The sequence below is a fragment of the Nocardia sp. NPDC004278 genome, from assembly GCF_053602975.1.
This window is the reverse complement of sequence record NZ_JBSGEQ010000047.1, coordinates 1-13,342: the sequence shown is the minus strand read 5'-3', so window position 1 is coordinate 13,342 and position 13,342 is coordinate 1. Positions and strand designations below refer to the sequence as shown.

Genomic DNA, 13,342 nt, shown 5'->3' with positions numbered 1-13,342 from the left:
TCACACCTGACTCGGCGATTGCGGCACCGGCGTCGAAACCGGCTGTTCGGCGGCGCGGGCGCGCGCGGTGCCGAGTATCGAGCCGAGAATGACCAGCGGGAAGCCGATGCCCATGCCGATGGTCAGCGGTTCGTCCAGCAGGGTCACCCCGAGCAGGATGGCGACTGCCGGATTGATATAGGTGATGACGGTGGCGCGGGCCGGGCCGACCTCGCTGATCAGCGCGAAGAAGACCAGGAACGCCGCGGCCGTGCAGATGACGGCGAGGCCGAGCACCGACCACGACGCATCGGCGGTGAAGTGTGCCGGCCAGCGCCATGCCGCGAACGGTGCGTAGATCACCGCCGCGAGGATCAGTGATCCGGTGACCACGCCGAGCGGCGGCAGGTCGGCGAGTGCGCGATTGATAATGATCGGGCCGACGGCATATCCGATGGTGGTCAGCCCGATCGCGCCGATGGCTGCGGGCTGGGTCAGGTCGATATCGAAGCCGACCAGCGCCGCCACCCCGGCGAAGCCGACGATCAGGCCGACGGTGCGGCGCGCGTCGAAGCGGTCGTGCCCGAGTTTGGTCACGATGACCACCGCGATCAGCGGTACCGCGGCGATCAGCAGGCCGACCGTCGAACTGTTCAATGTGGTCTCGGCGAAGCCGATGAGCAGCCACGGGCCGGTGATCTCGACCAGGGTGTACAGCAGCAGCGGACGCCAGCGGCGGAATACCGGTGCCAGCGCCTTGGTGTAGAGCGCAATCGGCAGCAGGATCAGCGCGCCGAGGAAGGTCCGGCCGAAGGCCACCGCGATCGGGTCGAAATCCTCGACGGCGATCCGGATCATCGCGTAGGGCACGCCCCAGATGACGCCCATTGCCAAGAACAGCACCCAGCCACGCCTGGTCATCGTGGCACCTCCGATCGTTTTCTCGCACCGGAGCATATATGGGTTCATCCCATGATTCGAGGGCAAGTTTTGCTGGTCGAGCCAGTGGAATCGGGGGCTCGACGGCAGCCCGCGGCATCGGATTCAATCAGCCAGCCGCGCACCAGTTTCGGCCGTCCGACGACAGGTTGTCGTAACGAGGCCGGTCCGGTTCTCGATCAACTGGCCGGGCCGATGGGTATTCGGGTCCGGGCCCGAACGAAGGAATGGGTGTTGAACCGTCCAACGAAACGCGTAATGCTGGCGGCGATTGCGGTATTGCTCGGTCTCGGTGCGATTCCCGCGCATGCGGAGCCGAATACGGGCTCCGGAACGGGATCGACGCAGCCCGCCATTGTGCTGCCGTCATCGGTGCAGTCGCCCGATGGTTCGTTCATCGAGAAGGTCGAGGCCAAGGACGCCCGCAACGTTCGGCTCTACATCCATTCCGCCGCAATGAATTCGACGATCCCGGTCGATGTGCTGCGACCGACCGACACCTCGGTGCCGCGCCCGACGCTCTATCTGCTGAACGGTGCTGGCGGCGGACAGGACGATGCGACGTGGAAGCGCAATACCGACGCAATGGAGTTCCTGTCGGACAAGAACGTCAATGTGGTCAATGTCATCGGCGGGCACTGGAGCTTCTACGCGGATTGGATCGCGCCGGATCCGGTGCTCGGCACCAATAAATGGGTGACCTTTTTCACCGAGGAACTGCCGCCGCTGATCGATACCGCGCTCGGCACCAATGGTGTCAATGCCATTGCGGGACTGTCGATGGCGGGCACCTCGGTGCTCAATTTCCAAATCGCCAAGCCCGGCCTCTACCGCAGCGTCGCGGTCTACAGCGGGATCGCCCAGACCAGTGACCCGATCGGTCAGCGCATGGTCAAAGTGACCGTGGAGACCTACGGCGGTGGCGATACGCGAAATATGTGGGGTCCGTCCGATAGTCCGCTCTGGGCCGCGAACGATCCCATCCGCAATGCCGAAAAGCTGCGCGGACCAAACCTTTTCGTTTCCACCGGAAATGGCATACCCGGTGTCTACGACCAGCCGGGCGGTAAATTCCGGCTGGAGAAGCCCGAGGACAATGCGCAGACGGTCGCGGTCGGCGCGGCGATCGAGGCCGGGGTCAACTGGTCGACGCACAATCTGCAGAACCGGCTCGACCAGCTCGGGATCCCCGCCACCTTCGTCTACCGGGACAGCGGCACCCATTCCTGGGGCTACTGGCAGGAGGATCTGCACACCTCATGGCCGGTTCTGGCGCAGGGACTGTACTCCGCTCCGTAGTTGGTTCGAGCCGGTTAACGGAATGTTCGCTCGGCGGGCATTCGACGGGCTGGAGGACGAGGTCCGCCCCATTCGTGGCGATATCGCCGCCCGCGTCGAGAACCTCCGCACCGACCTGGGCCTCCCCGTGGTCGACCGCCTGCGCAGTTAGCGAATCGGCCGCGGTGTCAGCGCGGTGTCAGCGGCGGTCGGCACTGTTGCGCCCATGCCACGAAGGACGCGGCAAGCAACGATCACCGAGAGGTTCGACATGGAAACCAACACCGCCGAAATCCTGCACCGTCAACTGGTACTGCCGGTCCGAGCGGTCCGCGCGGGCCTCGGCGTATCCGGCGGCGATCTCAGCACTGTCGCGGGCCGCACCGATAAGGTCGTCCCCGCCCTCACCGCGGCTGCTGATCGCGTCACCGCGGCCCACCGCCGACTCGACCGATCCGCCACCGAACTGGAGCGCAAGGCCGCGGCGAAGAACTACACCCCAACCGCTCTCGCCGCCCGCCGCGAGGCCATCGCCGACGCCCGCGCCGCCGTCGACGGCCTCCACGCGGACCTCAACCGAGCCATCCGATCCCTCGGCCGCTGAAACCCGCTGCAGCGCAGCGACATTCGACATCGACGGTTCGGTCCGCATCGATATCACCGCGGCAAATCCGCCCTCGGTACCGCCGCCGCGAATCTCAGCGACGGCAGTACCGAGGCAAGAGCGTCGTCCGGATCGGATAGGCGGCCCGCTCGCCAGTCTTCTGGCGAGCGAGACGGGCCAACCGAGCCGAACGCCGTCCATCCGATCCCTTTGACCGCTGAAACCCGCTGCGCCGCAGCGACATTCGCCATCGCTGGTTCGGTCCGCTTCGATATCACCGAGGCAAGAGCGTCATCCGGATCGGATAGGCGGCCCGCTCGCCAGTCTTCTGGCGAGCGAGACGGGCCACCCGAGCCGAACTCCACGGCCCGTATCGAAAACCTGCGGTGACTGCTAGCGCGTAGCGGTGGTGGTCGGTGTCGCGGATTGCGTGGTCGTGGTCGTGGTGGTCGGTTCGGTGGTGGTCGGCTTTGTCGTCTGGGCGGGGGTGGTGACCGAGGTCGGAGCCGGTGGTGTTGTCGTCACCTGCGGGGTGGTCGGCGCACTCGACGTCGTGGTGGTGGGCGGTGTCGTGGTCGTCGGCTGTGCGCTGGCCGCGGGGGACTTCGCGGGCGAGGTGCTGGTCGTGGTCGTCGGCGACGTGGTCGTGGTCTTGGTCGGTTCGCTGGTCTTGGTCGTGGAGGTCGCCGCCTGGTATGCGGCGGCGAGATCCGCTGGCGTCGGCTTTGCGCTGGTATCGACCGTCTTACCCGCCTGCGCCTGCTGCGCCAGATGGGTGAGCCAGGCGGCCGCGTACTCGGCGGAGGTCAGCGGCTTGCCGTCGGCGGCGTCGCGCCAGTAGTCGAAGTGGTGACCGGTCGCGTTCGGCCCGAGTGTGAGCTGGTACGGGTCGCTCATGATCACGGGGATGGTGTTCTGGTTCGTCACGATGAGACCGACGATCTCGTTGAACACCTTCTGCGGCAGATAGGCCAGTGGCGACATGTCGTTGGTCGCGATCGCCGTCGCTTGCGTGGTGGGCTTGGGCGTCTGACCCGGCTTGTACTCGGGATCGGAAACCCGCAGCAGCACCTGGAGGAAGGTTTCGTTGCTCTGCATCCAGTTCGGCTGCGACTGAATATCGGCGAAGGCCGCCAGCGCGATCCGGCCGAGGACAACCGCGACGTCCTGCCCGGTCGCCGGGGTGAGCCCATCACGTTCGAGTGCGTCGACATTCAACTGGCGACCCACATTGACCACCAACTGCAGCAGCGAAATATTCTGCGGTGCCGAGCAGGTGAGATCGCCATCGGAGCAGAACGACGCGATCTTGCCGTTCAGCGCCCCGAAGTCGCCGCTGGTGCCGGGCAATGCACCCTGACCGGCAACCGCTTTGGTGCCGCTCTGATACTTCTGGTCGAAGCCGTCGGGATTGCTGTACGGATCCTTCGCACCCGGGAACGGCCCGTCGCCCGCCGAGCGTCCGGCATCGGCAAGGATGACGACACCGACGACATCGGCCGGATCGACGACTGCGTAGCCACCGTTCTGGTCGGGCGTCTGATGTCCGACCGTCATGGCGACGCGGCGCACGACATCGGCGCCCTCGCTGTAGCCGACGATGGAGAACTTGGTGTCCGGGCAGGCCTGGCTGATCTCCCGCATCACCTGTTCGGTATTCGCGACACCGGCATTGACGGCGTCCTCGTAGGTGGCCATATTCGCCGGATACGCGATGTATACCGCGGCATATGAGCCGGGATCGACATTATCGGCGGGTGCGTTGACGACGGGGTCGACCCACTGACTGTGATAGTCATCCGACAGCGCGGCGGGCAATTCCTCGCCATTGGCGCCGACCAGCAGCTTCGTGGTGCCTTCGACCGGAGTGTCACGGCGTCCGGCCACCGAAATGGTCACCATGTCGTGGCACTCCGTCACCGAGGCCCTGAGCTGTGTATCCACGGTTTGCGACGTCGATGTCAGCGCCCAGGAGGCGGCGACGATCGCCACCACCCCGAGCGTGGCGGGCGCGACAACGGCCGAAGCCAGCCGATGGCGCGCGATGAACTCCCGAAGAGCCATGTCCAGTTCCCCAATCCAAAATCCGACAAATGGGCGGACAGGCCCCCCGACAGGCCATATGTCACGAGGTGTGTCGGTGACCGGGACGTATTCGTTACCGCGGCGCCGCCGAGGCGAAAGAACTGTTGTAGGAATCGAACAGATTTCCGATCGGTGTTGCGGTTGCGTTGCCGACGACTATCGATCCACTGATCGGTGGTGCTGACGGCGGCGAACTGGGAGTGCATCACGACATTGAGGACGCGGTGGATCTCCGCCGCGGTGGCCTGACCAGCGGCATTCGTCAGCGGTACGGTGCCGGTCGCGTCGCTGAGATGTTCGGTGGCGAATCCGGCGTGGTGCGCGTGCGTGATCAGCGCGTTATTGCAGTGATGGGTCAGGTACCCGACGACTGCGATGGTGTCGACGCCGCGTTCCCGCAGCCACGATTCGAGTCGATCTCACAGGCGGCGGTAGTTCGGCGGACGGCTGTTCCATACGAATCAGTTCGATCTGTCCGGTATCGATCATGCCCACTTGATGACCCGGATCCGCTGGTCGTAGATCGTTTCGTGGTCATGCCCTGTCACTGGAGGAGACCGGCTCTTCGTGAGTCGGAATCGCGCTGGCCGGTTCGGAGGTCTCGACATGGCGCGGCAGCAGGAAAGGTGTGGCGAGGAGCAGAATCCCGGCCAGCGCAATTGCTGTGCGCGGGCTGGTGAGTTGTGCGAGCAGGCCCCACAGCACGGTGATTGCGGCGATGCTGGTGCTGGTGGTGATCGACCAGGCGGTGAGTACCCGGGCGTGGCGGTCGGTGGCGGTGGTGTTCAACCGGTGGGCGGCGAAGACGGCGTTGAAAATGCTGGCGCAGATGATCAGGCCGAGTTCGGTGACCATCACGATCACGAGCCCAGCGAGGCCGGGCCGGATGAACGCCAGCCCGAGGGGCCAGCAGGCGCGTAGCGCGCCGAAGACGCGCAGCACCGTCTGTTCGCCGAGGCGGGCAGCGATGCGGCGGGCGAGTCGTGACCCGATCAGGCCACCGATGCACGGTACGGCGAACGCGAGCCCGTACTCCCAGACCGGGAATCCCAAGTGGGACAGCATCAGCACCGATAACAGCGGCTCCGTGGCCATGATCAGCCCGTTGACCAGCATGGTGTTGAAGAAGAATCGACGCAGCGTGTCGTGGGTGAGGATGTAGCGCCACCCCTCGGCGATATCGCTCCACCGGCGTGTTCGCGTGTGCTGCGGCTTCGGCGGCTGCTCGGGTTCGGTGATCGCGGTGATGCCGAGCGCTGAGAGGAGGTAGCTCACCGCATCGATGACAACGGTGGTCACCGGACCCAAGAGCCCGATTGCGGCGCCACCCAAGGGTGGTCCGATGACCGTGGCCGACCAGGTGGTCGACTCGAAACGACTGGTGGCCACCAGCAGTCCGTCGGCGGGGACGATGGTCTTGAGGTAGGCGCCGCTGGCGGCCGTGAACGCGATCTTCGCTGTCGCGGCGACCATGGAGACCAGCAAGAGCTGCGCAAACGACAACACACCGAGCCAGTAGGCGAGCGGTACCGATGCCAATGCCGCGAAGCGGATCACGTCCATGGCGATCATGACCGGCCGCTTGGCGCGGAACTCCATCCACGGCCCGAGCGGGACCGCCAGCAGCGCCCCGAGCGCCAGCCCGGACGACGACAAGGCCGCCACTTCTGCCGCGCTCGCGTTCAGAACCGTAATGGCAACGACCGAGAATGCCCCGAACCCGAGCCCGGTTCCGTAGGCGCTGACCGCGTAGGCGGCCCACAACCATCCGAACGCCCGGCCCAGTCTCGTCCTCCGCCCGATATTCGGCACTCGCTCACTCCGCTTCACACCTCATGGGACAACGCTCTGTTGCCACGGGGATTGAAGCCGGTTGCAGGACGCCGACACCAACAACAGATCGAGCGGCGTGCCACAACTCATCGTTGTGCGATTAGGTTCTCCCCCATGGATCTCGATGCGGTTCGCACCTTCGTCGCTGTTGCCGAGACGGGCCAGTTCCAAGCCGCTGCCGACGATTTGCGCATCACCCAGCAGGGGGCCTCGAAACGAGTAGCGAGCCTGGAGCGAGAGCTGGGCGTACAGCTCTTCGCGCGGACCGCCAGGGGCGTCCGGCTCACCGTCGACGGACAAGCACTGCTATCCCATGCCCGCGAAGTGCTCCGTGCCGCCGAACGCGCCATCGCGGCCGTGACACCGGGGCGCAGGGCGCTGCGGATCGACGTGGTCAGCCGCAGGATCGCACCGTCCAATGTCCTGCACGCCTTCTACCAGCAGCACCCCGATATCGAGCTCGATGTCGTCGCCCTGCCCAACGCCGACGCCACAGCGGCGCTCGCCGAGATCAGCGCCGGTACCCTCGACGCCACCTTCAGATCCCTACGCGACTCCGCCCGCAAAGTCCCGACCGGACTCCGCTCATCGCGTGTCATCGACGACCGACACGAACTCCTGGTCGGCCCGAAGCACCCATTGGCGAACGCGAAATCCGTGACGCTGGCCGAACTGACCGACCACCCCATCTGGATGCCGGGCATGTCCGATCCGGAGCCGATCGGCTACTACAGCGATCTCGCGACCGCGTTCGGACTCACCATCGACACGATCGGCCCGATGTTCGGCATCGAAGCGCTCCTCGCCGAACTCGCCGACTCGACCCAACTCGCCACCTTCGCCGGCGAAGGCTCCCGATACCTCTGGCCGGAAAGCTACGACCTGCGCCGAATCCCCGTTGTCGACCCGACCCCCGTCTACCCACTCTCGGTGATCTGGCGAGCAGACAATTCCCACCCCGTCCTCGCAAACTTCCTCGACTACCTCCAGACCAGATACCGAACGACATCCAGCGATGACATATGGACACCGGACTGGGCACGCTAAGACCCAGGCCACCTGGAGCAGGAAAGCTGCTTTGCATTCGATGCCACATGACCGGGAGAACTCTCAGCTGTCGAGCAACTCCGGGGCGAAGACGTCCTCGATCCTCCACCGTCGAGACGACAAGCCTTGTTCGAAGTGGTAGCGCAGGTAGGTGTCGAGGGCGGTGCGGTTGGCTGCGATGCCGTAGGGCCACCAGTTGTCGCCGAACTGTTCGCCGTTGCGTTCGATCAGTGCGTTCATCCACGGCACCATGGTTTGGACCTCGTACAGTCTGCGGTTGCGGCGATAGTATTCAGCGGCAGCGTCTTTCGCCTGGCAGAAGACCCGGTAGACGTCCTGCGCGAGGCCGGGGCGCGCATGCAGCAGATCCCTGCGCACGACGATGGTGTGCATGATCGGGAAGATCGCGGTTCGCCGGTGATAGTCGCGTTCCAGTGGCTCGAAGTCGGGGAACAGCCGGGCGACGTTCGGAGATCCGTCGAGCACGCACTGTGGAACATTCGCCGAGAACAGGGCGTCGATTTCGCCCGCATCCAGCATGGCGCTCAGTGTCGTTCCCTCGGGTGTGGCGGTCACCTCGAGATCGGCCGGGTGCGGGTGCGGGATGAAATCAAAAGGGGGTGCGGGAGATTCGAGGCCGCCGATCACCCAGCGGTTCTGTTCGGGCTCGAATCCGTACTCGTCGGTGAGGATCCCTTTGGCCCACACGCCGGAGTCCTGGCCGTAGGTGCCGAATTCCCCGATGGTCCGTCCGGTCAGAGCGGCAGGGTGGGTGATGCCACTGTGGGTGTTGACGAAGATGCACGAGTGCCGGAACACCCGGTTCGGGAAGATCGGCAGCGCCACGTACGGCAATCCTGTTTCGAGCAGGCGCAGGTAGAACGTGAGCCCGAGTTCGGCGATGTCGAACTCGTTTCCGCGGATCAGCCGTTCGAAGATCTCCGGCAGGGTGGCCGCGGTTTCCATTGTGACAGCGCTGCCGTCCACACTGGCGCTCTCGTCGAAAAGCGCCCGGGTGGTGTCGTATCGGAAGCATCCGATGGTGAGAGTGCGGTTGGTCATGAGCGTGGATCTCCTTGTCGGCTCTACGCTTTCAACAGTTCTCCGTGACCGGGCCGGCTGTCCAAGACCATCTCCGCATCCGCCATACCGCGTAGGTATCGTGTTGCGGTGGACCTTCGTTTGCTCCGGTACTTCGTAGCGGTGGCGGAGGAGCGCAATATCGGCCGGGCGGCGAACCGCCTACACATGACGCAGCCGCCGCTGAGCCGGGCCATCCGGGAGCTGGAGGACGAATTCGGCGTCATCCTGCTCGAGCGCACCCCGAAGGGCGTCGTCCTGACTCCGGCCGGAGCAACGATGTACGACGAGGCGAGTGCGCTGCTGAAGCGAGCCGACCGGATCCGCGACCGGGTGACCGCCAGCGCGGGGTCGGCGACGCTCACCATCGGGACACTGGCGGATACCGCAGCGCACGTCGACGGTCGGCTGGTGGCGTTGTTCCGGGCACGCCATCCGCACGTCGATGTTCGCGTTCACGAAGCCGATCTCGGTGAACCGACCGTCGGGCTGCACGCCGGGCTCGTCGACGTGGCGCTCACTCGAACCCCCTTCGACGACAACGGAATCAGCATGCGCATCCTGCGCTCGGTACCTGTCGGCGTCGTGATGCGTGACGACGACCCGCTCGCCCATCGCACTTCGGTGTCGCCGGTCGACCTGGCCGGCCGCCGATGGGTCCGGTTGCCATCCGGCGCAGACCCGGCATGGACCGCCTACTGGACCTGCGGCGCGCACGACGACGCAGCACCGGCGATGCGGACGATCCAGGAATGCCTGCAAGCGGTCATATGGAACGGAACGTCGGCGCTCGCCCCGATCGACCAGCCGCTGCCCTCCGGCCTGGTCACCGTCCCATTCTCCGCTCGCCCGCCGAGCCATCTCGTCGTCGCGTGGCTGAAAACCGCTCACAACCCGCTGATCCGCAGCTTCGTCCAGATCGCCGAGCGCAGCTACAGTTCCCGCGACGAAGGCGGCGTCTGAGCGCGACATCCTGGGCACCATCAGCGGCGTAAGGGCCTGCTGGTCAAAGCGATCACGCTCGCCGCCCGCTCTCGATCTGTCGCCAATGCCGCCTCGTTGGGGGTCGGTTCCAGTCCCAGGAGGGGAAGGGCGAGGTCGGCGTTGCCCTCGTTCTCGTTCCACGCCTTATATGTCAACTGCGCCGGTGTTGCGATTGCGAACGCATCCCGCAGACCGGAGGTGATCATCGTCGCCAGCCTGTGATAGCCGGCCCGTGGTGCGGGCCACGATACGTTGTATGACCAGTTGTAGCTGTCGCGCCCGGCAGGCGGCTGCCAGCCCAGGTCGGTGATGTGCTGAAGGCCCGCGGCATCGGCTCGCACCTGGGGGTCGAGCATGCCGGGGCCGGGTAGTTCGGCGCACAGCTCGGTATCGGTCTGATAGAACTGCGCATATCGGCGCCGATCCGGGTTCGGTACACGCTCCCTGATGGACACAACCGCACCAGCAGGCAACACGGCTAACTGGTCGGCCAACCTATCGGTGAACTCGTCCCAGCCGATCATGACCGTTCTGCCTCGGCAAGCACGTCTCCCTCGTCATCGAGAGCCAACTGCTCGTTGGGCACCAGCTCCAGGTTCACCACGTTCGGAAGCGCTCTCAGCATGAGCGTCTGCTGCGGCCCGGCCCACCGCACCTGGGGGTATTCACCCGGGATCTGTGTGGTTGGTGCACCGAGGGCACCAGTAAGCGCATGCGTCATCCGCACGAATGCATCCCACACGCTGTCGGCCTCATCGGAGTCGCTGTCGGTCACCGACTGCACGATGTGGTGGGCTTGTCCGTCCCAGCCGTCGACTCCACCGCTATCCAGCCCGAATCCAACGTCAACGCTTACCGAATGGGGGCCGATCCGCTCGACATGCCATCCGAATTCTGCGGCCAGTTTCGGTACGTCAGCCAAACGCCACGACCAATGCAGCGACCGCAATCGAAGCGCCAACGCGACAATCTCAGTGTCGTCCAGCGCTCGCCACCTCGTCATAACCCGCCCTATCGTAAGTCGCCTTCACGCGACCTGGCCTGATCCGCCAATCCCAGCTCGCTGGTTGACGGGCGTTGTCAATCTTCTTGGTCGAGGCGCTGAGCCAGTCGTTGGTTACCAGCTGTAGCCGAACCGTGTGGTGGAAATCGATCAGCCGCAGGGTTGTTCGAGGACCGGCCCAGCGGATTTCGGAAACCCTGTCGTTGAGGTGAGCGGTCGGCTCGCCGAGGGATTCGGTCAATACGTTCGCCATTCGGGCATAAGCCGCCACTGTGTTGTCGCGGCTGTCCGGCGTATCAGCTGCCTGGGTGCTGACGGTAACTTCGACGCGTACCGCGTCGCCATCGAAGCCGATGATGTCGACGGTGTCCGGGCCGAGTGCGGCGGCGAATTGGACCCGGTCCGTCGAGTGGATCTGGGGTTCTTGCCAACCGAATACGATCACCAAGCGCAGCAGATCGTCCATTCGCCATGACCAGACCAGGGTGCGCAGTTTCTCGGCGAGATCGACGATCTCGTTGTCGGACAATGCGTGCCATCCGGTTGGTCGCGGCGTGGGCTGGGCGACGGGTATGTGGTCGGCGACGAAGAGGGGTTTCGACGCGGGGCGGACTGCGTGGCCCGTCGACAGTAATTCGGTGGCCGCCGCATAATCGAACGTCAGGTCGTCTTCGGAAGTGATACGGGCTCGCGGTGTTTCGGGGGGTGGTGTGCCGAATGTGAGGGTCGAATCCCACATTCGTGTCCTGGATTCTTCCAGAATTTTGCGTGCCTCCTCCAATGAGGCAGCGCTGGGCGCAGTGTCGCTTACCGTTGCGTCGGCTGACAGATGCCGACCGATGACAGTCAGTCCTGCTGCGCGGCAGCCGACTTCGACCAGCCCGATCGATGTCGAGATATCGAAAAAGGGGAGGGCATCAACGATGATGGACCATTCATCGGCGCCGGTGCGCAGCAGCGTGATGGTGGATGCACGAATTGACGGATATCGCGGGTGGTTCCGGACTCGGCACCCCAATTCGCTGCCCACTGCATCGTTCGCAGCACCCGAGGGGGCAAGCCCGATGACCGCCCGAAGTTCCTCCAGTTGGGCTTGATCGAGCCGACCAGTTGTGACCAGGCGAAACCGCCGCATCAGTTTCATTCGAGGCCTCCCGACGTTGCCTTCACGACTGCACTACGAGGCGATCGGGCGATGTGCCGCTGTCCAGCCACGCCGTTGCGATCTTTCTCGCGACGGCCCGATAGAGCATATCGTCGGCGCTGTCCTCCGACGCGATTACCAATGTGGCCTTGTTCAGGACCAACGTGTACTGACTGCCCTGAATATCGGTGTACCGGTAGCGAACTCGTTCCTCGTCTTCCTCAATTTTCTCGATTTCTGCGTACAGTGCCAATGTCATGGCCTCCTTGTCCCGAAGCTCGGATGACAACCGATCAATCCTGACGTGCCAGCCCGAGCAGTGGCAGGTGGAGGTCGCGTTCGTCCGCGTTCTTGTTCCATGCGGTGTAGGTCAAGGACCCCGGGGCGGTGATTCGGAATGCGTCACGGAGTCCGGTCACCACCATTGCCGCCAACTGGCGGTAGATGGCTGAAGTGACCGGCCATGGCAGTTCGATCCACCAGTAGGGGCCGTGGTCGGAATCGGGTTCCTGCCAGCCTGTCTCGGTGATCAAGCGGTGTCCTGTTTCGTCGGGCCGTGCGGAGGGATCGAGGAACTCATCGCCTACCAATTCGGCCAGTAGCTCGCTATCGGTCTGCGCGAACTGCGCGAACCGCCGGTGGCCCGGAGGGAGCCCCGCCTCTACGATCTTTACGATCGCGCCTGCGGGCAGTACAGCCAACTGCTCGGCCAGTCGCTCGGTGAATTCCGTCCAATCCATCATGTCAGGCCCTGCCGTTCGAATTCGATGGATCTGTCGAGAGCCGCCAGCGAGGCGTTCGTCTGATACGTCAGCTGGACAGTATGTGCGAGATTCAGATTGTTCAGGCGCAATGTTGTTGCCGGGAAAGCCCAACGGATTTCTGCGGCTTCCCCCGGCATACGGGAGGTTGGTTCGCCGAGGGCGCCGGTTATGGCCTCGTTCATCCTGACGAACGCATCATGCACCATTGCTCGGCCGCTCGCGTCCTCGCTCGCGGCGTCGGTCACCATCAACTTGATGTACTCGGCTACCCCGTCGCGGCCGTTTACCGAACCGCTGCTCAGCCCGAAACCGCAGTCGAGCATGACCCAATCCCCTCGGGTCATCAACACCTTCCAGTCGAACCTTGCCGCTATCGCAGGCACATCCCGCAGCTGCCACGACCAGTCCAACGACCGCAAGCCGGTAGCCAATTCGACTATCTCGTCATCGGTCAGCGCACGCCATCCCGTCATGGGTAAGGCAGAGGCCCGGTTGAGCATCTGGATTGAATACGGCTCCCCACTCGACGTCGTGCGGCTCGACGAGACCGAGACTCCCGCCCCAGGCCCAGGGCAGATCCGAATCGCCGTCCAGGCCTGCGG

The 13,342-nt window shown here is 64.6% G+C and carries 15 protein-coding genes and 2 pseudogenes; 6 read left to right on the top strand and 11 right to left on the bottom strand.

The window, feature by feature from the left end; translation table 11 throughout:
- The gene (locus ACWEO2_RS39415) at positions 1–900 is read right to left on the bottom strand and encodes a DMT family transporter (protein ID WP_452410028.1); all 900 of its coding nucleotides are present in this window, start codon (positions 898–900) and stop codon (positions 1–3) included.
- Between the two features lie 276 nt (positions 901–1,176).
- On the opposite strand from ACWEO2_RS39415, the gene ACWEO2_RS39410 reads away from it, so the two are divergent.
- The 3 genes from ACWEO2_RS39410 (at position 1,177) to ACWEO2_RS39400 (ending at position 2,800) form a co-directional block, all read left to right on the top strand.
- Positions 1,177–2,217: an alpha/beta hydrolase gene (locus ACWEO2_RS39410; RefSeq protein WP_452410060.1), complete on the top strand. Its 1,041-nt coding sequence runs from the start codon at positions 1,177–1,179 to the stop codon at positions 2,215–2,217.
- A 22-nt stretch (positions 2,218–2,239) separates the two neighbouring features.
- Positions 2,240–2,368, top strand: a complete 129-nt coding sequence (locus ACWEO2_RS39405; RefSeq protein WP_452410027.1) for a hypothetical protein — start codon at positions 2,240–2,242, stop codon at positions 2,366–2,368.
- Positions 2,369–2,467: 99 nt separating this feature from the next.
- Positions 2,468–2,800 (top strand): hypothetical protein, encoded by a 333-nt coding sequence (locus tag ACWEO2_RS39400; RefSeq protein WP_452410026.1) that lies wholly within the window; start codon positions 2,468–2,470, stop codon positions 2,798–2,800.
- 393 nt (positions 2,801–3,193) lie between these two features.
- On the opposite strand, the gene ACWEO2_RS39395 is transcribed toward ACWEO2_RS39400, so the two are convergent.
- From ACWEO2_RS39395 to ACWEO2_RS39385, 3 genes and pseudogenes are all read right to left on the bottom strand, one after another.
- Positions 3,194–4,864, bottom strand: a complete 1,671-nt coding sequence (locus ACWEO2_RS39395) for a cutinase family protein (protein ID WP_452410025.1) — start codon at positions 4,862–4,864, stop codon at positions 3,194–3,196.
- Positions 4,762–5,289 (bottom strand): annotated as a pseudogene (locus tag ACWEO2_RS39390) (isochorismatase family protein); the annotation flags it as partial. The gene ACWEO2_RS39395 and the pseudogene ACWEO2_RS39390, both read right to left, overlap by 103 nt.
- Positions 5,290–5,419: 130 nt before the next feature.
- A complete protein-coding gene (locus ACWEO2_RS39385) occupies positions 5,420–6,697 on the bottom strand; it encodes an MFS transporter (RefSeq protein ID WP_452410024.1) in 1,278 nt (425 codons plus the stop codon).
- A 135-nt stretch (positions 6,698–6,832) separates the two neighbouring features.
- Here ACWEO2_RS39385 and ACWEO2_RS39380 point away from each other — a divergent pair, with 135 nt between their 5' ends.
- On the top strand, positions 6,833–7,765 hold the full coding sequence (locus ACWEO2_RS39380) for a LysR family transcriptional regulator (RefSeq protein WP_452410023.1): 933 nt from the start codon (positions 6,833–6,835) through the stop codon (positions 7,763–7,765).
- A 63-nt stretch (positions 7,766–7,828) separates the two neighbouring features.
- Here ACWEO2_RS39380 and ACWEO2_RS39375 read toward each other — a convergent pair whose 3' ends face one another.
- Positions 7,829–8,827 carry a 4,5-dihydroxyphthalate decarboxylase gene (locus ACWEO2_RS39375; RefSeq protein WP_452410022.1) on the bottom strand — a complete coding sequence of 333 codons (999 nt, stop codon included), beginning with the start codon at positions 8,825–8,827 and terminating at the stop codon, positions 7,829–7,831.
- 108 nt (positions 8,828–8,935) lie between these two features.
- Between ACWEO2_RS39375 and ACWEO2_RS39370 the strand changes: the two genes are divergently transcribed.
- Positions 8,936–9,808: a LysR family transcriptional regulator gene (locus ACWEO2_RS39370; RefSeq protein WP_452410021.1), complete on the top strand. Its 873-nt coding sequence runs from the start codon at positions 8,936–8,938 to the stop codon at positions 9,806–9,808.
- A gap of 20 nt (positions 9,809–9,828) precedes the next feature.
- Here ACWEO2_RS39370 and ACWEO2_RS39365 read toward each other — a convergent pair whose 3' ends face one another.
- From ACWEO2_RS39365 to ACWEO2_RS39340, 6 genes are all read right to left on the bottom strand, one after another.
- On the bottom strand, positions 9,829–10,353 hold the full coding sequence (locus tag ACWEO2_RS39365) for a TY-Chap domain-containing protein (RefSeq protein ID WP_452410020.1): 525 nt from the start codon (positions 10,351–10,353) through the stop codon (positions 9,829–9,831).
- Complete coding sequence (locus ACWEO2_RS39360; RefSeq protein ID WP_452410019.1) at positions 10,350–10,832, bottom strand: DUF6301 family protein; 483 nt, start codon at positions 10,830–10,832, stop codon at positions 10,350–10,352. Before ACWEO2_RS39360 ends, ACWEO2_RS39365 begins: the two co-directional genes overlap by 4 nt.
- The gene (locus ACWEO2_RS39355; RefSeq protein ID WP_452410018.1) at positions 10,801–11,361 is read right to left on the bottom strand and encodes a DUF6301 family protein; all 561 of its coding nucleotides are present in this window, start codon (positions 11,359–11,361) and stop codon (positions 10,801–10,803) included. The genes ACWEO2_RS39360 and ACWEO2_RS39355 overlap by 32 nt, the downstream gene beginning before the upstream one ends.
- 637 nt (positions 11,362–11,998) lie before the next feature.
- Positions 11,999–12,235 (bottom strand): hypothetical protein, encoded by a 237-nt coding sequence (locus ACWEO2_RS39350; RefSeq protein ID WP_452410017.1) that lies wholly within the window; start codon positions 12,233–12,235, stop codon positions 11,999–12,001.
- A 34-nt stretch (positions 12,236–12,269) separates the two neighbouring features.
- Positions 12,270–12,719, bottom strand: a complete 450-nt coding sequence (locus tag ACWEO2_RS39345; RefSeq protein ID WP_452410016.1) for a TY-Chap domain-containing protein — start codon at positions 12,717–12,719, stop codon at positions 12,270–12,272.
- Positions 12,716–13,123, bottom strand: coding sequence for a DUF6301 family protein (locus ACWEO2_RS39340; RefSeq protein WP_452410059.1), 408 nt, complete (start codon positions 13,121–13,123; stop codon positions 12,716–12,718). Before ACWEO2_RS39340 ends, ACWEO2_RS39345 begins: the two co-directional genes overlap by 4 nt.
- On the opposite strand from ACWEO2_RS39340, the pseudogene ACWEO2_RS39335 reads away from it, so the two are divergent.
- Positions 13,062–13,342 (top strand): annotated as a pseudogene (locus ACWEO2_RS39335) (hypothetical protein); the annotation flags it as partial. The gene ACWEO2_RS39340 and the pseudogene ACWEO2_RS39335 sit on opposite strands and share 62 nt — an antisense overlap.

Bases quoted from the DNA above. Each gene is read 5' to 3' on its own strand.
- ACWEO2_RS39415 (WP_452410028.1), bottom strand. From the start codon at position 900: ATGACCAGGCGTGGCTGGGTGCTGTTCTTGGCAATGGGCGTCATCTGG.
- ACWEO2_RS39410 (WP_452410060.1), top strand. From the start codon at position 1,177: ATGCTGGCGGCGATTGCGGTATTGCTCGGTCTCGGTGCGATTCCCGCG.
- ACWEO2_RS39405 (WP_452410027.1), top strand. From the start codon at position 2,240: ATGTTCGCTCGGCGGGCATTCGACGGGCTGGAGGACGAGGTCCGCCCC.
- ACWEO2_RS39400 (WP_452410026.1), top strand. From the start codon at position 2,468: ATGGAAACCAACACCGCCGAAATCCTGCACCGTCAACTGGTACTGCCG.
- ACWEO2_RS39395 (WP_452410025.1), bottom strand. From the start codon at position 4,864: ATGGCTCTTCGGGAGTTCATCGCGCGCCATCGGCTGGCTTCGGCCGTT.
- ACWEO2_RS39380 (WP_452410023.1), top strand. From the start codon at position 6,833: ATGGATCTCGATGCGGTTCGCACCTTCGTCGCTGTTGCCGAGACGGGC.
- ACWEO2_RS39375 (WP_452410022.1), bottom strand. From the start codon at position 8,827: ATGACCAACCGCACTCTCACCATCGGATGCTTCCGATACGACACCACC.
- ACWEO2_RS39365 (WP_452410020.1), bottom strand. From the start codon at position 10,353: ATGATCGGCTGGGACGAGTTCACCGATAGGTTGGCCGACCAGTTAGCC.
- ACWEO2_RS39360 (WP_452410019.1), bottom strand. From the start codon at position 10,832: ATGACGAGGTGGCGAGCGCTGGACGACACTGAGATTGTCGCGTTGGCG.
- ACWEO2_RS39350 (WP_452410017.1), bottom strand. From the start codon at position 12,235: ATGACATTGGCACTGTACGCAGAAATCGAGAAAATTGAGGAAGACGAG.
- ACWEO2_RS39345 (WP_452410016.1), bottom strand. From the start codon at position 12,719: ATGATGGATTGGACGGAATTCACCGAGCGACTGGCCGAGCAGTTGGCT.